This window comes from Streptomyces albospinus (genome assembly GCF_014648695.1).
Lineage (GTDB): Bacteria > Actinomycetota > Actinomycetes > Streptomycetales > Streptomycetaceae > Streptomyces > Streptomyces albospinus.
The window spans coordinates 1-20382 of the sequence record NZ_BMRP01000003.1; the positions used below are offsets into that span (position 1 = coordinate 1).

Below are 20382 nucleotides of genomic sequence, written 5' to 3' on the forward strand. Positions count from 1 at the left end.
TCAAGCACCCGGACGGTGCATGTCGCCTGTCACCAACGTGCCGGGACAACACAACTAGGGCGCCTCGGGCAGGGCGTCCACGTAGACCCACCGGCCGTTCTCGCGGACGAAGCGGCTGTGTTCGTACTGGCTGCCGGACCGCCCGCGCCGTGTGTAGTGCGCGCGGAACTCCACCGTGCCCTCGTCGTGGAAGGCGCTGCCGCCGGAGGTGCCGAGGATGTCCAGGCCGGTCCAGCGCTGCGCCGCGTCCAGTTCGAGGCTGCCGGGGCGGGTCGCGGGGTGCCAGCTGCGCAGCAGGTATCCGGTGTCGCCGACGGCGAAGGCGCTGTAGCGGGAGCGCATCAGCCGCTCCGCGGTCGGGGCGGCGGCGCGGCCCTGATGGAAGGGGGCGCAGCAGTCGCCGTACGACGCGGCGCGCCCGCAGGGGCAGGGCGCGTCGGGGGTGACGGCGGCCGGACGGGCCGGTGCCTGCTGCGGCTTGGGTGACCTGCGCGGATTCCGCGGCTTCTGGGACTTCGACACGCCATGATTGTGCCGGGTGGACGCGGACGGGCGGGGACCGGCGCCGTACCCCCGAGGGCGGGGTCCGGCCGAGCTGGCCCGTTTGGGCGGTTTCCACGATAAATCAGCCATTTGCAGCTTTTAATGGCTTGGCACTAGCTGTGAGGCTGGAAGAACTCACGGTGACCGTCCCCACACCCAGGAGAGAACCCCATGATTCTGTCCATCTCCGGCGTCGTCCTGCTCGGCGTCATCGTCTTCCTCTTCTTCCGCAAAGACGGCCTCAAGTTGTCCCACGCGCTGGTCTGTGCACTCTTCGGGTTCTACCTGGCGGGCTCCGCCATCGCGCCCAGCATCAAGGCCGGTGGGGCGAGCCTGGCCAGCCTCCTCGGCGGGATCAAGCTCTAGCGGGCGCAGCCCGACCGCCAGCAGCGCGGCGCCGCGAGCACCGCCCGCACGGGCTCGTCCCATCCGCCCGGGCGGCTTCGCGCGCGGCGCTCCCCGGCTCGCCGCCCACGCGCAGCCGGCCCGCCGACCGTACGAGCAACAGGAGACAGCTGTGGCCCGTCGCCCCCTGCCCCGCATCCTGACCGGCAGTGCCTTTTCCGGCCGTGCACCGCTCGCCCGCGGTCGCGATCTGGCCCGCAGCGCCGCCGACGGCGCCTTCGATGTGCTGCATCCGCTGATCACCATCAGCCGCGGCCTGCGCCGGCTGACGGTCGCCGGGCGCGAGCGCTGGGCTGCGACGCCCAAGGAGCAGCGCGGGCCGCTGTGCTTCCTGGTCGCCGCCGGGGGGCTCATCGTGGCGCTGGTGCCGTACGGTCCGCTGCTCGCGCTGATCGCGGTGATGGCGGTGTCGGCCTGGGCGGGGCGGGAGCAGCCGCCGGAGGAGGAGACCGGCCCGAGCGAGGCGGAGACCGGCCGGTTGCAGGCGCTGTACGAGGCCCTGGTGCCGTACCTCTCCGTCGAGGGGGACCCCAGCCCCCTCTATGCCCATGACGGCGACTGGGAGGGGGCGTTCACCGAGTACGCCTTCGACGACGACGGGCGGCTGGAGCAGCTGCGGCTGACGTACCCGGCGTACTTCACCGACGGCGAGGACGAGGCCCGGCTGCGCGTCGAGCAGGTGCTGCACGCCAAGTCCGGCCGCGGCCGGGAGTACCACTTCGCGTGGGACGAGGCGGCCAACGAGCTGTTGATGACGGTGCTCGGCGCGCTGCCGACCGATATCGCGGCACAGTACTTCGTGACCGCCCCGGGCGAGACGGTGCTCGGGTTCACCGACCCCGACTCCGTCCAGCGCACGCTGCCGGTGGTCCGCGGGGCGGAGGCCGGGGATGCGCCGCCGGTGGTGTGGCGCACCGGCCGGCGGTCCACCGAGCCGCATCTGCTGGCCCTGGGGCAGCCGGGCACCGGCGCCACGACGCTGCTCCGCTCGATCGCGCTCCAGGCGCTGCGGCACGGCGATGTGCTGGTCGTCGACGGCAGCGGCACCGGCGAGTTCGGCTGCCTGACGGGGCGGCGCGGCGTACTGGCGGTGGAGAGCGGACTGTCGGGGACGCTGGCGACGCTGGAGTGGGCGGCGCACGAGACCGAGCGGCGGCTGATCGCGGCCAACCGCGCGCGGCAGGCCGGCGCGCCCGAGCCGGCGGACACCCGGCGGCCCCTGTGGATCATCGCGGACCGGCTGACGGCGCTGACCCATCTCGCGGCCGTGGCGGGCCGGGACGATCCGCAGCGGCTGCTCCAGGTCCCGCTGCGGCACGGCCGGGCGGCCCAGGTGACGGTGGTGGTGGCCGACCAGTTCGAGAGCGCCGAGTTGCTGAGCGAGCCGGTACGGGCCCACACCAAGGCCCGGATCGTGCTCGGTCCGGCGACCGTGGAGGAGGTCCGGGCGGTGCTCGGTGAGCCGCCGCACACCACACCGACACCGCAGGTGCCGCCGGGCCGCGGCTACGCCAGGCTGGGCAGCGGCCCGGTCCTGCGCCTCCAGGTGCCGGCCACACCGGATCCGTACGACGAGGCCACCGGCGAGGCTCACCGGCAGGCGGTGGTGGCGCTGCTGCCGGAGCGCACGGTCCCGGCCGAGGCGGCGGACGTACACGCGCCGGTGTCCTTCACGAAGCGGTCGGTGGCCGTCGACGTGGTCCCGGTCGACGCCCAGGAATGACGGCCCGCCAGTCCTCGTCGGGCCGTCGCACCGACACTTCGTGACACGCCATCAGGCCACGAAGGCGTGCCGCGACTGGTCCGGCTCCGTCGGGGCGCCGGTGGCCACCAGCCGCGCGGCCCGCGCCAGCCGGACCGCGGCCTCGTCGGCGACCGCTCCGTTGACCGTGAACGGCAGCCGAACGAAGCCCTCGAAGGCGCCGTCGACACCGAAGCGCGGGCCGGACGGTACCCGTACGCCGAGCCGCTCCCCCGCCTCGGCGATCCGGGAGCCGGAGAGCCCGCCCGTCCGCACCCACAGGGTGAGGCCGCCGCGCGGAATGCTGAACTCCCAGTCGGGCAGGTGCCGTCCGAGGGCCTCGACGATCGCGTCGCGGTTCTCGCGGGCCTGGTCGCGGCGGATACGGACGGCCTCCTCCCAGCCGCCGCTCTCCAACAGCGAGGCGATGGCGAGCTGTTCGAGGACGGGCGAGCCGAGGTCGGAGTAGGCGCGGGCGGCGATCAGGCTGCGGATGATGTCGGGCGCGGCCCGCACCCAGCCGATGCGCATCCCGGCCCAGAACGCCTTGCTGGCCGAGCCGACGGTGATCACGGAACTGCCCGCGGGGTCGAAGGCGCAGACCGGGCGCGGGAGTTCGGTGTCCGGATCCAGCTGGAGCTCCCTCATGGTCTCGTCGACGACGAGCAGGGTGCCGGCCGAGCGCGCGGCGTCGACCATGCGACGGCGCTGGTCCTCGGTGGCGAGGGTGCCGGTGGGGTTGTGGAAGTCGGCGACGACATACGCCATCCGGGGCGCCGCGTCGCGCATCACCTGGCGCCAGGCCGGGATGTCCCAGCCGGCCAGCCGCTCACCGAGCGCGACCGGGACGAGCCGGGCGCCGGCGTCGCGCATCAGCTGGAGGATGTTGGCGTACGAGGGCGAGTCGACGGCCACCCGCTCACCGGGGCCGGTACAGAGCCGGCAGATCGCGGCGACGGCGCCCATCGCGCCGGTGGTGACCATGATCTGCTCGGGCATGGTGGGGATGCCGCGGGCGGTGTACCGGTCGGCGAGGGCCTGGCGCAGGACGGGCAGACCGGCCGGGTAGTCGCCGTGGGTGTGGGCGTAGAGCGGCAGATCGGCCATGGCGCCCTGGACGGCGCGGGTGAGCCAGGGCTCGGGGGCCGGGAGGGCGGCGCAGCCGAGGTCGATCATCGAACCGGCGGCCTCCGGCGGGAGCGGCTCCAGGCCGCGGGTGGGCAGCGGGTTGCCGGCCGGGACGGCGGTCCAACTGCCGGAACCGCGCCGGGACTCCAGGAACCCTTCGGCGCGCAGCGCTTCGTAGGCGGCGGCGACGGTGGTGCGGCTGACTCCGAAGGCGGCGGCCAGTTCGCGCTCGGCGGGGAGCCGGGCGGCGACCGGTACCCGGCCTTCGAGCACGAGGAGGCGGACGCCGTCGGCGAGGCTGCGGTAGGCGGGCAACTTCCGCCCCGCCGCGGTCAGTTCGGCGTCCCGCGGGTCCTGCGAGCGGAGCAGCCTGGCGAGTTGGGGTGCACCCACCGCCGAAGTCCACTGAGCCATGAAGATCAGTCCACCTTCCTCGAATTGGCTCTACTTCCGAAGCCCGGACACGCCACATGGTGTCATGCATCAGTCCAATCCTGCCATGAGGGGGAAGAGTCGTGTCCATCACCCAGGGGTCCGGTCCCGGGAGGTCCTTGCTGCCGCGCCGGCTGGTGCAGCTCTATCTGGGGCTGACGCTGTACGGCGTGAGCATGGGACTCATGGTCCGCGCCGGGCTCGGCCTGGATCCGTGGAGCGTGCTCAACCAGGGCATATCCCGGCATACGGGCCTGTCGATCGGCACCGTCACCATCGTCTCCGGGGCGCTGATCCTGCTGCTGTGGATCCCGCTTCGGCAGCGCCCCGGCCTGGGCACGGTCTCGAACGTGGTGATCCTGGGCCTGGTGATGGACGGGACACTGGCGCTGCTGCCCGAGGTCCACGCGCCGGCCGCCCGCATCCCGCTGCTCGCGTGCGCCGTGCTCCTCAACGGCACCGCGACCGGCCTCTACATCTCGGCCCGCTTCGGACCGGGACCGCGCGACGGGCTGATGACCGGGCTGCACCGGCGCACCGGCCGCCCCGTACGGCTGGTGCGGACCTGCATCGAGGTGACCGTGCTCGCCGTGGGCTTCGCGCTCGGCGGGTCCATCGGGGTGGGCACCGTGCTCTACGCCCTGGCCATCGGGCCGATGGCCCAGTTCTTCCTCCGCCGCTTCGCGATCAAGGGCCTGCCCGAGCGGCCGTCCACGGTGGTGGCCCGCGGCCAGGCTTCACCCGAGCACGCGATACTGCGGGAGTGACCTCCCCGATACGCCTCCGCCACGCCTACCTCGACCATCCCGGCCCGCTCCCCTTCGCCCACCGGGGCGGGGCCGCGGACGGTCTGGAGAACACCGCCGCCGCCTTCCGGCGCGCAGTGGACCTCGGCTACCGCTACCTGGAGACCGATGTCCACACCACGTCGGACGGTGCGCTGGTCGCCTTCCACGACGCGACGCTGGACCGCGTCACCGACTCCCGGGGCGCCATCGCCGCACTCCCCTGGCGCGCGGTACGCCGGGCCCGGGTCGCCGGACGGGAACCGCTACCGCTCTTCGAGGAGCTGCTGGAGGAATTCCCGGAGGCCCGCTGGAACGTCGATCTCAAGGTGGAGTCCGCGCTGGAGCCGCTGCTGGCCCTGCTGCGCCGGACCAACGCCTGGGACCGGGTGTGCGTCGGCTCGTTCTCCGAGGCCCGGGTGGCGCGGGCGCAGCGGCTGGCCGGCGGCCGGATGGCCAGCTCGTTGGGCACCCGCGGGGTGGCCGGGCTGCGCATCCGCTCGTACGGCCGCGGGGCGCTGCCGCTGGACCGGCTGCTGGGCGCGGCCGTTCGGCGCAGCGCCGTCTGCGTCCAGGTCCCCGAGCGGCAGTCCGGCATCCGCGTCGTCGATCCGCTGTTCCTGCGGGCCGCGCACGCGCTGGGCATGCAGGTCCACGTCTGGACGGTCAACGACGCCGACCGGATGGCAGCGCTGCTGGACCTCGGCGTGGACGGCATCATGACCGACGAGATCGAGACCCTGCGTACGGTGCTGACCGAGCGGGGGTGCTGGGTCTAGCGGGCCGCCGCGACGGACGCCGGCAGGGCCCTCCGAGGGCGCCCGGTCTCCCGGCATTCCACCACGTGATCTTGCAGGGGGTTGTCACTCCAGCGCACGGGCGTGTAGTGATGACCCTCACTCAAGCAATCGCATCGGGGCGCGGCGCACGCCAGCGACCGATCGGGGGTGCGGGGGCCGGCCGCCGCGCCGCCGGCCGGCCGCAGCGCCGGACGGGGACGTAAGACGGGGGTACGTGTGCAGGGCACGCAGATCGGGACCGGGAGCCCGGAGACGGCGGCCGGAAAGGCCGGCCGGCACCGCGAGCAGCGCGGCTGGTACTTCTACGACTGGGCGGTCAGCGTCTACTCGACGAGCGTGCTGTCGGTGTTCCTCGGGCCGTATCTGACGGCGGTGGCGAAGGCCGCGGCGGATGCGGAGGGATTCGTCCACCCCCTGGGCATCCCGGTGCGCGCCGGCTCCTTCTTCGCGTACGCGGTGTCCGCGTCCCTGCTGCTGTCGGTGCTGGCGATGCCGGCCGCCGGGGCGCTGGCGGACCGCACCGGCCGGAAGAAGCCGCTGCTGGGCGGCTGCGCGTACACAGGGGCCGCGGCGACCACGGCGATGTTCTTCCTCGGCGGCGACCGCTATCTGCTGGGCGGGGCGCTGCTGATCATCGCGAATGTCTCGTTCGTGGTGGCGATGATGCTCTACAACTCCTTCCTGCCGCAGATCGCCGAACCCGACGAGCGCGACGCGGTCTCCTCGCGGGGCTGGGCATTCGGCTACGTGGCCAGCGCACTGGTCCTGATCGCCGATCTCGCGCTGTACGCCGGGCACGACGCGGTCGGGGTCTCCGAGGGGACCGCGGTACGGATCTGCCTGGCGACGGCCGGCCTGTGGTGGGGCGCCTTCGCCCTGATCCCGCTGCGCCGGCTGCGCGACCGGCCGGCGGCCGGCGCCACCCGGGGCACGGCGGACGGTGCCGCGCTGGGCCAGGGGTTGCGCCAGCTGCGGGCGACGCTGCGCGATATGCGCCGCCATCCGCTCACCCTCTCCTTCCTGCTGGCGTTCCTCGTCTACAACGACGGCATCCAGACCGTGATCACCCAGGCGTCGATCTTCGGCTCCGAGGAGCTGCGGCTGGACCAGACGACGCTGATCGTGTCGATCCTGCTGGTGCAGGTGCTGGCCGCGGCGGGCGCACTGCTGATGGGCCGGCTGGCCCGGACGTACGGCGCCCAGCGGACGGTGCTGGGTTCGCTGGTGGCCTGGACGCTGACCATCGCGGCGGGGTACTTCCTGCCCGCGCGGGCGCCGGTGTGGTTCTTCGCGCTGGCCGTCGGGATCGGGCTGGTTCTGGGCGGCAGCCAGGCGCTGTCGCGGTCGCTGTTCTCGCATCTGATCCCGCGCGGCAAGGAGGCGGAGTACTTCTCCGCGTACGAGATGAGCGACCGCGGGGTGAGCTGGCTGGGGCCGCTGGTGTTCGGGGTGGCCTACCAGCTGACCGGGAGCTACCGGGACGCGATCGTGTCCCTGGTGGCGTTCTTCGCGATCGGTTTCGTGCTGCTGGCGCGGGTACCGGTGCGGCGGGCGATCGCGGCGGCCGGGAATCCGGTACCTGACCGGATTTAGCTCCTGGGCGTGCGGGCCGGTAGTGTACGCCTTTGGCTCACCAGGCGGACCGTTACTGCGCGCTCAACTCCGTGAGGCGCTGGGTGACATCTGCTGCCAGATGTGACAAACCGGGCGTTGGTGGGTACAACAAGGGGCGGCACGACGGGCGACGCAGGCGACGCATGTCCCGATGACGGGAATCTTCACCGCCGACCGGACGTTGACCGGATGACGACGACAGCGACACCTGTCCTGTGGGCGACAAGCCCGGGAGGCACGATTCATGAGTGAGCGAGCTCTCCGCGGTACGCGACTCGTGGTGACCAGCTACGAGACCGACCGCGGCATCGACCTGGCCCCGCGCCAGGCGGTGGAGTACGCATGCCAGAACGGACATCGATTTGAGATGCCGTTCTCGGTTGAGGCCGAGATTCCGCCGGAGTGGGAGTGCAAGGTATGCGGCGCACCCTCTCTTCTGGTGGATGGGGATGGCCCTGAGGAGAAGAAGGGCAAGCCCGCGCGTACGCACTGGGACATGCTCATGGAGCGGCGGACCCGCGAGGAGCTCGAGGAGGTGCTGGCCGAGCGGCTGGCCGTCCTGCGCTCCGGCACCATGAACATTGCCGTGCATCCGCGCGACAGCAACCGCAAGTCCGCCTGACAAGCGGACTGCACCGAGCGGCACGCAAGGGCCGGGGCCACCGATCGCGGGTGGGCCCCGGCCCTTGTGCTGTTTTGCGTGCGCTCTTCTGCGCTGTCCGCGGCGGGTCTCAGCCGGTCAGCGGCGGGTCCTGGCGCCGCGCGGCCGGCGGCTCGTCGTCGCGGATGACCTCGCCCTGGACGACCTTGCCGTCCGGCTGATGCATCCGCGCCTGCTGGTAGGCGTCGCCGAAGGAACCCGGCGCGTAGGCCCCGGGGCGGCTCAGCAGCTTGTCGGCGCGGCGCAGGATCAGCCGCCCGGTCGGCGGGAAGAGGCAGAGCAGCCCGAGCATGTCCGACAGCAGGCCGGGCAGCATCAGCAGCAGCCCGCCGATCATCGGGAGGGTGTTGCCGGTGCCGGACGAGCCGGTCTCCGGCGGGGCTGCCGGGGCGCCGCCGGACCGGAGGCCACCGGTGAGGTTCCGCCAGGCCCGGCGGCCGGCCCGCTTGATCACGGCGCCGCCCGCGATCACGCCCGCGACGAGCAGCAGAAAGACCGTCAGCCCGCTGGTGGCCTCGGCGACCACGGTCAGCAGCCAGATCTCCAGCACCATCCAGGCGGCGACGCCCAACGGGACGAATCGGCGGGCGCGCGACTGGGGCGGGCGGGGACTCGGCGGTGGCGTGGCTCCGAACGTCATGCCACAAGTGTGCCTGGCCCGGCCGGCGTCCGAGTCAGCGCCTGCGGATCTTGTCCACCCTGGAGCCGACGCCCCAGGCGGTGATCCGCCACAGCGCCTCCACGACGATGTCGCGGCTCATCTTGCTGTCGCCCAGCTCCCGCTCGATGAAGGTGATCGGGACCTCGACGACGTGGAAACCCGCCTGCACGGCACGCCGCGCGAGGTCGACCTGGAAGCAGTAGCCCTGCGAGGCCACCTCGTCCAGGCCCAGGCCCTTGAGGGTCTCGGCCCGGAACGCCCGGAAGCCGCCGGTCACATCGCGGATCGGCACGTCCAGCATGAGGCGCGAGTACGTGCTGCCGCCGCGGGAGAGGAATTCGCGGTGCTTGGGCCAGTTCACCACCCGGCCGCCCGGCACCCAGCGCGAACCCAGCACCAGATCGGCGCCCTTGAGGGCGGTGAGCAGTCGCGGCAGCTCCTCGGGCTGGTGGGAGCCGTCCGCGTCCATCTCCACCAGGACGTCATGGCCGTGGTCGATGCCCCACCGGAAGCCCGCGAGGTAGGCGGCGCCCAGCCCTTCCTTGCCCTTGCGGTGCAGGACGTGGACCTGCTCGTCCTCGGCGGCCAGCTCGTCGGCGAGCTTGCCGGTGCCGTCCGGGCTGTTGTCGTCCGCGACGAGGATGTGCGCCTCGGGGACGGCGGACCGCACCCGCGAGACGATCGGCTTGATGTTCTCCGCCTCGTTGTACGTCGGAATGATCACCAACGTGCTGCCGAGCGGACCGTACTGCCGCTGACCGTCTGTCACTGCTGTCCCTTCTCGTCCTTCGTACGCCCACGCCGACCACTGACCAGAGCGGCCCCGCAGGACAGGAGGCCCACGATAGCGAGCACCCACTCGGGAGCCGCGCCGATGCGGTCGGCAAGCGTCGTTTCGTCGCGCAGGGGGATGCGCGCCGACACGACACCCTGGGTGAATTCGGGAATCTGGTGCGTAATCGTTCCGTCCGGAGCGACCACCGCGCTGATCCCGCTCGTTGCCGCGGTGACCACCGCGCGGCCGTGCTCGACGGCCCGCAGTCTGGACATCGCCAGCTGCTGCTCGGGCTGGCCGGTGCGCCCGTAGGTGGCGTTGTTGGTCTGGACGACCAGGGCGCGGGCGCCGGCGCCGACGGTGTCGTGCACGATCTCGTCGTAGGCGACCTCGAAGCAGATGACGTCGCCGAGCTTGGCGGGGCCGACCTTCAGCAGGCCGGTGTGGTCGCCGGGGTAGAAGTCACGGGGCACCCGCTGGAAGCGGGTGATGATCTTGCTGAGCTGTGCGCGGAACGGCACGTACTCGCCGAACGGCACCGGATGCTGCTTGGTGTACGAGGCGCCCGGCCCGGTTTTCGGGTCCCACACGATGCCCTCGTTGAAGACGTAGCCCGGCTTGGTCGGATGGTCGACGAGGGCACCGACGAGTACGGGGACGCCGATGGCCTTCACCGCCGCGTCGATCCGGTCGTACGCCTGCGGGTACTGGAAGGGGTCCAGGTCGGAGGAGTTCTCCGGCCAGATGACCAGGTCCGGCTTCTTCGCGCGGTGGTGCTTGATGTCGTCGGCGAGCTTCTCGGTGGCGGTGGCGTGGTTGTCGAGGATCTGCATCGGGCGGCCCAGGAAGTCCATCCCCGGCTGCTGGACGTTGCCCTGGACGACGGCGATGTTGACGCTGTCGTCGGCCTTGGTGGGGACCGGCACCGCCAGACCGGCCAGGGTGACCGCGGCGGCGAGCCCGAACGCCTCCAGCGCCGGGACCGCCCGGCGCACCGAGCCGTTGCCGCGCAACCCCCAGAGGGTGGCCGCGCAGGCGGCCAGCAGCGCACCGGCCAGCGCGACGGCGAAGGTCACCAACGGCGCACCGCCGAGCGCCGCGAGCGGGGTGAACGGCGAGCCCGTGTTGGCGAACGCCAGCCGGCCCCAGGGGAAGCCGCCGAACGGGAGCCGGTCGCGGGCCCATTCCTGGGCGACCCACAGGCATGCGGCCCACACCGGCCAGGCCGGCAACCGGGACGTGAGCGCCAGCCCCGCCCCCATCAGCACCACGAACAGGGACTCGGCGACGGACAGCCCCGCCACGGCGTCCCAGCCGATCACGTGCAGCCACTTGAGCAGCAGCAGGAAGAACGGCAGCCCGAACGCGAAACCCGTCCAGGCACCCTGGCGCGCGGTCCGGCCGCGGGTCAGCAGCGACAGCGCGGCCACCGCCACCAGGGACAGCGGCCACCCGCCGTACGGCGGGAAGGCAAGGCCTAGGGCGAGGCCGGCGACGACCGCGAGGCCGGTGCGCAGCGCCTCGCGGCGGGACAGTGCGGCCAGCCGGCGGGCGCGGCCGGGGCGCCGGGCATCGCCGGTGGCACCGGTCGCGGTGGGCGGCACCGAGCTGCCGGGCGCGGTGCCGCCGGTGGCTTCTGCGGTGGTATCGGAACCCGATGGCACGGTCGCGGGCCTTCCTCCAGGTCGTGCGGTAGTCAGCTGACCGTACATCGGAGGGCCGCAGTCGCGGGGGCGGGGTGCGCAGGCGGAGCGGGCCGCGGAAGGGTGCGGATCGGGGCCCGGCACCCTTCGGGCCGACCTGGGACCCGCTGGCTGCGGGTCAACCGAGAGCCGTTGTCTACTGAGCGCCGGGCCCCATCCGGGTCGCACCTGCCGACCGACCTGTCCATCGCCCCGTGCCGCTGAAGCTGGACCTGGCTCCCAGTGGCGGTGTGCCGAATGGCTCGCCGCCCCATGGCCCAGCTGCGATCGACGACTGCGCGGAGGTCATGCGGTCGGACGTCCTTTGGTGGACTCGGCCGAACCTACCGGCCCACGGCCGCCTGCTGTCAACAGTCGCTCCGCATGCGTCGTTTTCGCGTCGTCCCAGGTCAGTGGCGAGCCTTCCCAGGCAGGGCAAGCAGCTTCGGGCACGGCCTCCGGCGGTACCTGCCCGCGCGATGTCACTCGTTCGGCCGGTCGAAGACCGGCCGTCCGCCGACGACCGTGCGCAGGCACACCGGGAGGTCGTTGCCGGGGCTGAGATCGGGCAGGCCCGGGGTGCCGGAGCGCGGGTCGGTCGACCAGCGCTCGACGCGCTCGTCGGGGGCCTGGACGATCAGCTCGCCGGTCCTCCAGACCGCGTAGTCCGCGGGGGCGCCGGGAACCAGGACGCCCGCGTCGTCACGGCCGATGGCGCGCCAGCCGCCGCGGGTGTGCGCGGTGAACGCGGCGCGGGCGGAGATGCCGTGGGCGGGAGTGCGGTGGAAGACGGCGGCGCGCAGGGTGCCCCAGGGGTCGAGCGGGGTGACCGGGCTGTCGGATCCGAGGGCGAGCGGGACTCCGGCCTTGAGGAGGGCGGCGTACGGGTTGAGGGTGCGGGCCCGGTCGGTGCCCAGGCGGGTCGCGTACATCCCGTCGGCGCCGCCCCAGGCCGCGTCGAAGGCGGGCTGGACGGAGGCGGTCAGGGCCAGGTCGGCGAAGGCGGCGATGGTGGCCTCGGTCAGCATCTCGGCGTGCTCGACGCGGTGCCGGGCGGCCCGGACGCGCTCAAGGCCGACGGTGCCGGCGGCGGCGCGGACGCCGTCGGTGACCGCGGTCAGCGCCGCATCGCCGATGGCGTGGAATCCGGCCTGGAGTCCGGCCTCGGTGCAGGCGGCGACATGGGCGGCGACGGCCTCGACGTCGAGGTGCGCGGTGCCGGTGTGGCCGGCATCGGCGTACGGGGCGTGCAGATGGGCGGTGTGCGAACCGAGCGAGCCGTCGGCGAAGAGGTCGCCGGCGGCGCCGGTGGCGCCGAGTTCGCGGATCCGCTCGGCGTCCTTTGCGGATGCGATCAGCTCGGCCCAGTAGCCGATGACGCGGGGCCCGCGGCCTTCGGCGGCCAGGGCGAGCAGTGCGGTGAAGTCGTCTTCACCCGAGATGTCCGGTCCGGCGCACTCGTGGAGGCTGCCGATGCCCAGGGACGCGGCCCGGGCGAGCGCGGCGGCCTGCGCGTCGGCGCGCTGGGCGGGGGTGACGGTGGCGTACGCGGCGGCCCGCGCGGCGTGGTGGGCGTCCCCCGTCAGGGGGGCATCGGGGTGGAAGCCGGAGCGCTCGCGGATGCCGGGGACCAGGTCGAGCAGGGCGGTGGTGACGACCGCGGAGTGCACGTCGACGCGGGTGAGATAAAGGGGACGGCCCCCGGTGGCGGCGTCCAGTTCGGAGCGGGACGGCGGGCGGCCTTCGGGCCAGGCGCTGGCGTCCCAGCCGTGGCCGAGCAGCACGGTGTCCGCGGGGCGGGCGGCGGAGTACTCCCGGATCCGGGCGAGCGCGTCGGAGAGGGTGCCGGCGCCGGAGAGGTCGAGGCCGGTGAGCGCCAGCCCGGTGGCCGTGGTGTGCACATGTGCGTCCGTGAACGCCGGGGTGACCAGCGCGCCGTCGAGGTGGACGGTCTCGTCGACGCCGTCGGCGAAGGAGTCCGCCGCACCCTCCTCGCCGACCCAGGCGATCCGGTCGCCCTCGACGACCATCGCGGTGGCGAAGGGGTCCGCGGGGCTGTGCACCTCACCGCCCCGGAGAAGGACGGTTCGGGGCCGGGGCTGCCCGGCGGGGTCGGGGATGCGCTCGCTCATAACGGACAGTCTGGCGCCTGTGCGGGGCGGGCCGGCGCCCGGGGGTCGACTCCCGGGCGGGTCAGATACGTGGCGGGCGGGCCTCGTACGGAGTGGAGAGCACCACCGTCGTGCGGGTCGAGACACCGGCCAGGGTGCGGATGCGGGTGAGCAGGTGCTCCAGCTCCAGCGGGGTGGCGACCCGGACCTTGAGGATGTAGTTCTCGTCGCCGGCGACGCTGTGGCACGCCTCCAGCTCCGGGACCTCGGCGAGCCGGTCGGAGATGTCGTCCGGGGCGCTGGGGTCGAAGGGTTTGACCGAGATGAAGGCGGTGAGCGGCAGGCCCACGGCTTCGGGGTCGACGATGGCGGCATAGCCGCGGATGACACCGCGCTGCTCCAGGCGGCGCACCCGCTGGTGCACCGCCGAGGTGGACAGGCCGGTGGCCTTGCCCAGGTCGGTGTAGCTCATCCGCCCGTCCTTGACGAGCAGATCCACGATTTGTCGGTCCAACTCCTCCACCCGCTCAACCTACTGCGCGCGGGCGCATATGCGCACCGTGCGCCGGATCGTGGACACCCGCACGCCCCTCTGTGTGAGCAATGCCACACCGGTGACGCGGGGTCCGCCGGGCCGCAGCGATTATGCGCCCGGCATGAAGGGCATTGCTGGTGTTGGCCGAGACCGCCGGTCACAGGACGGAAGTCAGCGGTCCGAGTGGCCCACCCGAGGGGGATGGACATCATGCGACGCCTTGAGCAGGACTCCGCTGCCGCGAACACCGGCGTTCAGGAGGGCGACAGTCTCGGCTTCCCGGCCGACGACGGTGCGTACGATTCCTTCGAGACCTACGAGATCTACCGTGTGACCTGCCCGGACTGCGGGCAGCCGATCGGGCTGCTGGCGGACGAGGACACGCTCCCGGAGCACGCGCTGTGCCCGTCCCCGTGGAACCCGTTCGGTCTGACCGTGTGCCAGGGTTCCGGCCGGTCGGCGGCCGACGCCCCGGAGAACGAGGACATGATGGGCGCTCAGGAGCAGGACGCGGCCGTGCTGTTGACGCTTCCCGCGGGCCTGGACTGGCGGCGTCAGCCGTTCTCGCACGTCGGCGGCATCGGCGAGCGGCCGGCCCGGGTGCCGCGGATGCGCCGCCGCGGCTGAGCCCGTACGCCGGCCTCGGCGGGCTCACCAGTAGCGGCCGGCGAGCATCGCCTCCAGGGTGTCCCGGTGCAGGATCAGCCCGTCGGCGTCGGCCGGGGCCGCCGCCTCTCCGAAGTACACCTGGCGGTAGGCGACCCGCAGCATGACGACGGCATGCCGCAGGGCCGCGTAGAGGGTGTGGAACTCCATGTTGCGGGGCCGGTGCCCGGTCAGCCGGGCGTAGCGGCTCTCCACGCGGTCGCGGCGCAGGAAGCCGGGCAGTCCCCGCCGGCCGCTGCTCTCCGTGAGGTCCTGGAAGAAGCGGTGCAGGTACACCATCCAGCCGAGGTCGAGTTCGCGGGGGCCGAGGGCGGCCATCTCCCAGTCGAGTACCGCGGCCGGCTCGAAGCCGTCGTAGACGATGTTGCCGATCCGGGCGTCGCCCCAGCTCACCACCGTCTCCCCCGGGTCCGGCGGCCAGTGGTCGGTGAGCCAGGCGAAGCCGCGCTCGATGAGCGGGGAGCGCGGCAGGCCGTCAACCACCCATGAGTAGTAGGCGCGTTGGGCCTCGACATGGCGTTTCAGGGCGCTGCCGCTGCCCGGCGAGGCGAGGAAGTCGACTGTCGTGGCCGGGAGTTGATCGTGCAGCCGGGCGAGGATCGCGACGCTGGCGGCCTCCAGGTGTTCGCGTTCGGCGTCGGTCGCCGAGTGCAGCCAATTCCCCTCGTACGTATAGGGCATGACGTCGGGCGGTACCCGGCCGGCGGCGCGGGCCATGACGAAGAACGGCGCCCCGAGGTGGGCGGGGTCGGGTTCGTACCAGAGGGTTCGGGGCACCGGCAGGTCGGTGTGGTCGGCGACCAGGCGCATGGTGCGGTACTGCCGGGCCATGTCGTAGCGCGGGAAGATCGTGTACGCGGCGGGGTCGGCGGCGAGCCGCAGGGCGCAGGAGTCCGGGGCCTCGCTCGGTCCGGGGTGGTCGATGTCGAAGAGCAGGGTCTCGCTGGACATGCCGTTGGAGTCGGGCACCGTCGCGCGGGTGGCGCGGGCGCCGGGGAGCCGGGTGCCGAGCCAGGCGGTGAGACGGCGGGTGAGGTCCTCCGGGTCGCGGGTGGTGGTGCGGGGGCGGCGCGCGGCAGGGCCGGCGGAGCCGCTGCCGCCCGGGGTGGCGGCGGGTGACGGGCGGGAGGTCATCGTCCGGCCTCCCCGACACGCGGCGCGCGGGCCCGGCCGGGGGCCACGGAGTCGTATCCGGTGAAGCCGCTGGGATCGTGCCGGCCGAAGCTGCCGTGCTCGAAGATGCCGTAGCCGGTGCGGCCTTCGAGGGTGAAGCGGGCGGCGTGATCGGTGACGCCGTAGGCGGTATGGGGGTGGGCGGCCGGGTCGGAGAGGTCGTAGCTGCGGCGGTCGGTCCAGCCGCGGCCCTGCCAGGTGCCGTGCTGCCAGTCGTCGGCACGGGGGTCCCCCCTGCTCGAACGGAGTTGAGAGCTTGGGGGAGGATAACCGGCGCCGAGGGCGAGGGGGGACGAGGTGAGGATCTCGGCGGTGAGTTCGAGGGGCCTGCGGGCCGGGTCGGCGAGGTGGACGACGGCGCGTTCGGGGTGGCGGGTGCCGGGGCGGTAGGCGATGTCCGTGTGCGGCCAGCCGAGTTGGACGTCGCGGGCGCCGTCGCGGACCAGCAGCGCCTCGTTCAGGGTGCGGTGGCCGTCGGCGTCTTCCTGGACGATCACCATCACGAACCGGTCGTCGAAGCGCACCGGGCACCAGATCCAGTGGAAGCCCTCGGTCCGCTGTTCCGCGGCGGCCCGGCCGCCGTCCTCGCCCGGGATCGGGCGGACGCCCCAGCTGCGGTCGCGGGTACCGGTCCACTCCCCCGCGGTGACGGTGAGCTGCTGCCCCGCAGCGCGCAGCGTGCCGGTGCACGTGCCGGCCTGGACGAACCGGCGGCCTTCCAGCGTCAGCCGGTCGCCGCGGTACTGGGTGTGGTGCGGCTCCCAGGTGGCGGGGAACGCCGCGGTCCAAGTCAGGTCGTACGACAGGCCGTTGGGGTCGCCGGGGTCGGCGGCGCAGGTGAGCCGCAGCCGGTGCAGCGGCTCTTCCACGGTGATGGTGAGCGGCCCGACGGTGAGCGCCATACGGTCGTCGGTGAGCGCGTCGGAGGCCCGTACGGCGTGCAGCCGGTCGCCGAGGCGGAGGGTCGCATAGGCGTCGATGACACCGGTGTTGGGGTAGACGCCGAGGCCGGCGATGAGCAGTGCGCGGCCGGCGTGGTCCATGACGTGGAAGATGCAGCGGTCGTAGGCGTTGCGGTCGCCGGTGGCGACATGCCGCATGGACAGCGGAGCCTGGTGGATCGGGTATTCGTCGAGCGGGATCGGGCGGTCGGACACGGTCCCCTCCTGAGCGCGGTGGGCGGCGGATCACCGTTTGCGGAAACGGGAATTGACGGTACGTCAGATATCCGCGGGCGGCCACACCCCTGGAGGAGGCGGGTGGTTCGACACCCTTGGCCGCCGGCCGGGCAGGGCCGAGCACCGGGCCTTTGTGCGCGGAGGCGGTGCCGCATGGTCGGACGGCCGCGTCGGGTGCGGCGGACGACGGGGTGGCCGCGAGGATCATGGGGCGGGGGCACCGGGCCCCGGGAGGGGCGGGGTGTCGGATGGCACTGGCGGTACGCGGTTCACGGCTGATCACCGTCGACGGGGTGCGGTACCGATGGGCGGTCTCGCCGGACGCGGCCGGGCCGGCGGTGGTCGCCGGCTGGGCGGACGGGGACGGCGCCCGGATGGCGACCTGGCGGGAGCACGGCACGGTCATCGCACCGGGTGAGGTCGCGGCACTGATCCGCAGAGCGCGCGAGCACGGCTGGAATCCGCGGGAACGGGGGCCGCAGCACACCTTCCGGCTCGATGCGGCGAGCCGGTAGGTGTGCTGCGGCTGTGAGGCGGGCCGGGCCGGGGTGCCCGCCCGGCCCGCCTCCCCTGCCGGTCAGTGCGTCTCGGGCCCCGCGAGATGGCGGGCGATGACCATCCGCTGGATCTGGTTGGTGCCCTCGACGATCTGGAGGACCTTGGCCTCGCGCATATAGCGCTCGGCGGGGAAGTCGAGGGTGTAGCCGTAGCCGCCCAGGAGCTGCACGGCGTCCGTGGTGACCCGCATCGCGGTGTCCGTGCAGAAGAGCTTGGCCATCGCCGCCTCCTTGGAGAACGGCCGGCCCTCGTCGCGCAGCCGGGCGGCGGTGAGGTACAGCGCGCGGCCCGCCTCCACCTGGGTGGCCATGTCGGCCAGCATGAAGCGCAGGCCCTGGAAGTCGGCGATGGGACGGCCGAATTGCCGGCGCTCGGCGACGTAGCCGAGCGCCTCGTCCAGGGCCGCCTGGGCGACGCCGATGGCGCAGGCCGCGATGCCGAGGCGGCCGGAGTCCAGGGCGGAGAGCGCGATGGCGAAGCCCTGGCCCTCCTCGCCGATGCGGCGGGAGTCCGGGACGCGGACGCCGTCGAAGTGCAGCTGGGCGGTCGGGGAGCCCTTCATGCCCATCTTGCGCTCGGGCGGGGCGGCGGTGAGGCCCGCGGCGTCCCCGGGCACCAGGAAGGCGGTGATGCCGTGGGCGCCGCCGCCACCGGTGCGGGCGAGCACCGTATAGAAATCGGCCACCCCGCCATGGGTGGTCCACGCCTTGGTGCCGTCGATCGTCCAGCTTCCCCCGCTCTCGGCTCCGGTCGAGCGGGAGGTGCCCCCACCGTGCCGGGTGGCGCGGGTGGTCAGGGAGGCGGCGTCGGAGCCGGAGGCGGGCTCGGAGAGGCAGTACGCGCCGAGGAGTCCACCGCCGAGCATGGCCGGGAGATGTTCCGCCCGCTGCTCCTTGGTGCCGTATCCGGCGAGGGCGTGGCAGGCGAGGGTGTGGACGCTGACGCCGAGGCCGACGGTGAGCCGGGCCGCCGCGAGCTCTTCCAGGACCTGGAGGTAGACCTCGTAGGGCTGGTTGCCGCCGCCGAATTCCTCGGCGTACGGCAGGGAGAGCAGTCCCGATTCCGAGAGCAGGCGGAAGAGGTCGCGCGGGAAGCGGCCGGCTTCCTCCTCCTCGGCGGCCGTGGGCCGGATCTCGCGCTCGGCGAGTTCACGGACCAGGGTCATCAGATCGCGGGCTTCCTCGGTGGGCAGCCTGCGGTCCACCGGCGGGGGGCCGTAGTCGGTCATGGCGGCGCTCTCCTCCCTGTCGGGCGCTGCGGCGACGCGCGCGCGGGGTGGGCGGCGGCGCCGATTTTCCGTAGTGCCTGGCCGATGATCGCGCTCCGGGTCACGGAACGGCGATGACCTGCGGCTGTGGCGCTAGGAGTATGCCCGATCGGAGGCTCCGCGTCACGGGTTGATCATCAATCTCGGTGCGGAGCCGGCCCACTTGGTGCGCGGCACCCGGCAGCACCGAATTGGTCCGAACCATTGACTCAGTGGTCTAGTCCTTCTACCTTCTCCTCCAAAGTTCCACGCGTTCATGCCAATTCGGAACGCAGGTCAGGCTCCACCCTCGCCCCCCTCCGAGGAGACGACATGCTCAGACCGCACCGAAAGCGATCACCGCGCAGGCTGATCGCCGCCGCGACCGCGCTGTGTACGGCGGCCCTGGCCGGCACCCTGTTCGCCGGACCCGCCTCTGCCCGCCCGTCACCCGCCACCACCCCGGCAGGAACCGCTTCGCGGTACCCCTTCATGTCGCCGGCCGGCACCCCCACCGCCGGGCACCCGGTCACGACGACGGCGCAGCCCGCGACGGCCGGCAACAAGGTCGTCGGGTACTTCATCGACTGGGGTACCTACGCACGCAATTACCAGGTCAAGAACATCGAGACCTCGGGCTCCGCGGCCAAGCTGACGCACATCAACTACGCCTTCGGCAACGTGCAGGGCGGCAAGTGCGCCATCGGCGACTCGTACGCCGACTACGACAAGGCGTTCACCGCCGACCAGAGCGTCGACGGCAAGGCCGATACCTGGGACGACCCGAACGGCCTGCGCGGCAACTTCAACCAGTTGCGCAAGCTCAAGAAGCTGCACCCCGATCTCAAGGTGCTCTGGTCGTTCGGCGGCTGGACCTGGTCGGGCGGCTTCGGCGAGGCCGCCAAGAACCCGGAGGCGTTCGCGCAGTCCTGCTACGACCTGGTCAAGGACCCGCGCTGGGCGGATGTCTTCGACGGGATCGACATCGACTGGGAGTACCCCAACGCCTGCGGCCTGAGCTGCGACACCAGCGGGAAGGACGCCCTGGCCGACGTCCTCAAGGCGCTGCGGGCGAAGTTCGGGCAGAACAACCTGCTCACCGCGGCGATCACCGCGGACGCCTCGGACGGCGGCAAGATGGACGCCGCCGACTACGCGGGCGCGGCCCAGTACGTCGACTGGTACGACCCGATGACCTACGACTACTTCGGCGCCTGGGACGCCAAGGGCCCGACGGCCCCGCACTCCCCGCTCACGGCGTACGACGGCATCCCGAAGGCCGGGTTCAACACCACCGACACCCTCACCAAGCTCAAGAAGCTCGGCGTCCCGTCGGACAAGCTGCTGCTGGGCGTCGGCTTCTACGGCCGCGGCTGGTCGGGCGTCACCCAGGACGCGCCGGGCGGTACGGCGACCGGTGCGGCCCCGGGCACGTACGAGGCGGGCATCGACGACTACAAGGTGCTCAAGGACCGCTGCCCGGCCACCGGCAAGGTGGGCGGCACCGCCTACGCCAAGTGCGGGGATCAGTGGTGGAGTTACGACACCCCGGAGACCATCGGCACCAAGATGGCCTTCAAGGACGCCCAGGGGCTGGGCGGCACCTTCTTCTGGGAGTTGAGCGGCGACACCGCGAACGGCGATCTGATCAAGGCGATCGAGTAGCCCTGGCGGTTCGCGTGCCGGCG

19 protein-coding genes are annotated in these 20382 nt (G+C 72.8%); 9 read left to right on the forward strand and 10 right to left on the reverse strand.

What is annotated here, in order from left to right:
- Positions 1 to 54: 54 nt before the first annotated feature.
- Positions 55 to 522: a YchJ family protein gene (locus IEZ17_RS05545; protein WP_229851922.1), complete on the reverse strand. Its 468-nt coding sequence runs from the start codon at positions 520 to 522 to the stop codon at positions 55 to 57.
- A gap of 192 nt (positions 523 to 714) precedes the next feature.
- Between IEZ17_RS05545 and IEZ17_RS05550 the strand changes: the two genes are divergently transcribed.
- Both IEZ17_RS05550 and IEZ17_RS05555 read left to right on the forward strand, forming a co-directional pair.
- On the forward strand, positions 715 to 909 hold the full coding sequence (locus IEZ17_RS05550) for a hypothetical protein (protein WP_066980979.1): 195 nt from the start codon (positions 715 to 717) through the stop codon (positions 907 to 909).
- 151 nt (positions 910 to 1060) lie between these two features.
- On the forward strand, positions 1061 to 2671 hold the full coding sequence (locus IEZ17_RS05555) for a hypothetical protein (protein ID WP_229851924.1): 1611 nt from the start codon (positions 1061 to 1063) through the stop codon (positions 2669 to 2671).
- 51 nt (positions 2672 to 2722) lie between these two features.
- Here IEZ17_RS05555 and IEZ17_RS05560 read toward each other — a convergent pair whose 3' ends face one another.
- Positions 2723 to 4231 carry an SCO1417 family PLP biosynthesis transcription factor gene (locus IEZ17_RS05560; protein ID WP_189297041.1) on the reverse strand — a complete coding sequence of 503 codons (1509 nt, stop codon included), beginning with the start codon at positions 4229 to 4231 and terminating at the stop codon, positions 2723 to 2725.
- Between the two features lie 107 nt (positions 4232 to 4338).
- Between IEZ17_RS05560 and yczE the strand changes: the two genes are divergently transcribed.
- The 4 genes from yczE (at position 4339) to IEZ17_RS05580 (ending at position 8070) form a co-directional block, all read left to right on the forward strand.
- Positions 4339 to 5016, forward strand: a complete 678-nt coding sequence (yczE, locus tag IEZ17_RS05565) for a membrane protein YczE (RefSeq protein WP_189297626.1) — start codon at positions 4339 to 4341, stop codon at positions 5014 to 5016.
- The gene (locus IEZ17_RS05570; RefSeq protein WP_189297043.1) at positions 5013 to 5813 is read left to right on the forward strand and encodes a glycerophosphodiester phosphodiesterase family protein; all 801 of its coding nucleotides are present in this window, start codon (positions 5013 to 5015) and stop codon (positions 5811 to 5813) included. Before yczE ends, IEZ17_RS05570 begins: the two co-directional genes overlap by 4 nt.
- Positions 5814 to 6065: 252 nt before the next feature.
- Complete coding sequence (locus tag IEZ17_RS05575) at positions 6066 to 7427, forward strand: MFS transporter (RefSeq protein ID WP_189297627.1); 1362 nt, start codon at positions 6066 to 6068, stop codon at positions 7425 to 7427.
- Positions 7428 to 7692: 265 nt separating this feature from the next.
- On the forward strand, positions 7693 to 8070 hold the full coding sequence (locus tag IEZ17_RS05580; protein WP_026170122.1) for an RNA polymerase-binding protein RbpA: 378 nt from the start codon (positions 7693 to 7695) through the stop codon (positions 8068 to 8070).
- Positions 8071 to 8179: 109 nt separating this feature from the next.
- On the opposite strand, the gene fxsA is transcribed toward IEZ17_RS05580, so the two are convergent.
- The 5 genes from fxsA to IEZ17_RS05605 all read right to left on the reverse strand — a co-directional run bounded on the left by fxsA (position 8180) and on the right by IEZ17_RS05605 (position 13861).
- On the reverse strand, positions 8180 to 8749 hold the full coding sequence (fxsA, locus tag IEZ17_RS05585) for an FxsA family membrane protein (protein WP_189297045.1): 570 nt from the start codon (positions 8747 to 8749) through the stop codon (positions 8180 to 8182).
- Positions 8750 to 8783: 34 nt separating this feature from the next.
- Positions 8784 to 9539, reverse strand: coding sequence for a polyprenol monophosphomannose synthase (locus IEZ17_RS05590; protein WP_189297047.1), 756 nt, complete (start codon positions 9537 to 9539; stop codon positions 8784 to 8786).
- Entirely contained in the window at positions 9536 to 11209 is a 1674-nt protein-coding gene (lnt, locus tag IEZ17_RS05595) for an apolipoprotein N-acyltransferase (RefSeq protein ID WP_229851926.1), read from the reverse strand. The genes IEZ17_RS05590 and lnt overlap by 4 nt, the downstream gene beginning before the upstream one ends.
- Positions 11210 to 11709: 500 nt before the next feature.
- On the reverse strand, positions 11710 to 13359 hold the full coding sequence (locus IEZ17_RS05600; protein ID WP_189297049.1) for an amidohydrolase: 1650 nt from the start codon (positions 13357 to 13359) through the stop codon (positions 11710 to 11712).
- 61 nt (positions 13360 to 13420) lie between these two features.
- Complete coding sequence (locus IEZ17_RS05605) at positions 13421 to 13861, reverse strand: Lrp/AsnC family transcriptional regulator (protein ID WP_043268198.1); 441 nt, start codon at positions 13859 to 13861, stop codon at positions 13421 to 13423.
- A gap of 213 nt (positions 13862 to 14074) precedes the next feature.
- On the opposite strand from IEZ17_RS05605, the gene IEZ17_RS05610 reads away from it, so the two are divergent.
- Positions 14075 to 14500, forward strand: a complete 426-nt coding sequence (locus IEZ17_RS05610) for a hypothetical protein (RefSeq protein WP_189297050.1) — start codon at positions 14075 to 14077, stop codon at positions 14498 to 14500.
- Between the two features lie 24 nt (positions 14501 to 14524).
- Here IEZ17_RS05610 and IEZ17_RS05615 read toward each other — a convergent pair whose 3' ends face one another.
- Positions 14525 to 15673, reverse strand: coding sequence for a phosphotransferase family protein (locus IEZ17_RS05615; protein WP_189297051.1), 1149 nt, complete (start codon positions 15671 to 15673; stop codon positions 14525 to 14527).
- Positions 15670 to 16869 carry an Rv3169 family protein gene (locus tag IEZ17_RS05620; protein ID WP_189297052.1) on the reverse strand — a complete coding sequence of 400 codons (1200 nt, stop codon included), beginning with the start codon at positions 16867 to 16869 and terminating at the stop codon, positions 15670 to 15672. The genes IEZ17_RS05615 and IEZ17_RS05620 overlap by 4 nt, the downstream gene beginning before the upstream one ends.
- Before the next feature lie 269 nt (positions 16870 to 17138).
- On the opposite strand from IEZ17_RS05620, the gene IEZ17_RS05625 reads away from it, so the two are divergent.
- Positions 17139 to 17405 carry a hypothetical protein gene (locus IEZ17_RS05625; RefSeq protein WP_189297053.1) on the forward strand — a complete coding sequence of 89 codons (267 nt, stop codon included), beginning with the start codon at positions 17139 to 17141 and terminating at the stop codon, positions 17403 to 17405.
- 62 nt (positions 17406 to 17467) lie between these two features.
- Here the strand turns inward: IEZ17_RS05625 and IEZ17_RS05630 are convergent, their stop codons facing one another.
- Positions 17468 to 18676 (reverse strand): acyl-CoA dehydrogenase family protein, encoded by a 1209-nt coding sequence (locus IEZ17_RS05630; RefSeq protein WP_189297054.1) that lies wholly within the window; start codon positions 18674 to 18676, stop codon positions 17468 to 17470.
- A 351-nt stretch (positions 18677 to 19027) separates the two neighbouring features.
- Here IEZ17_RS05630 and IEZ17_RS05635 point away from each other — a divergent pair, with 351 nt between their 5' ends.
- Positions 19028 to 20359: a glycoside hydrolase family 18 protein gene (locus IEZ17_RS05635; RefSeq protein ID WP_189297056.1), complete on the forward strand. Its 1332-nt coding sequence runs from the start codon at positions 19028 to 19030 to the stop codon at positions 20357 to 20359.
- Positions 20360 to 20382: the final 23 nt, after the last annotated feature.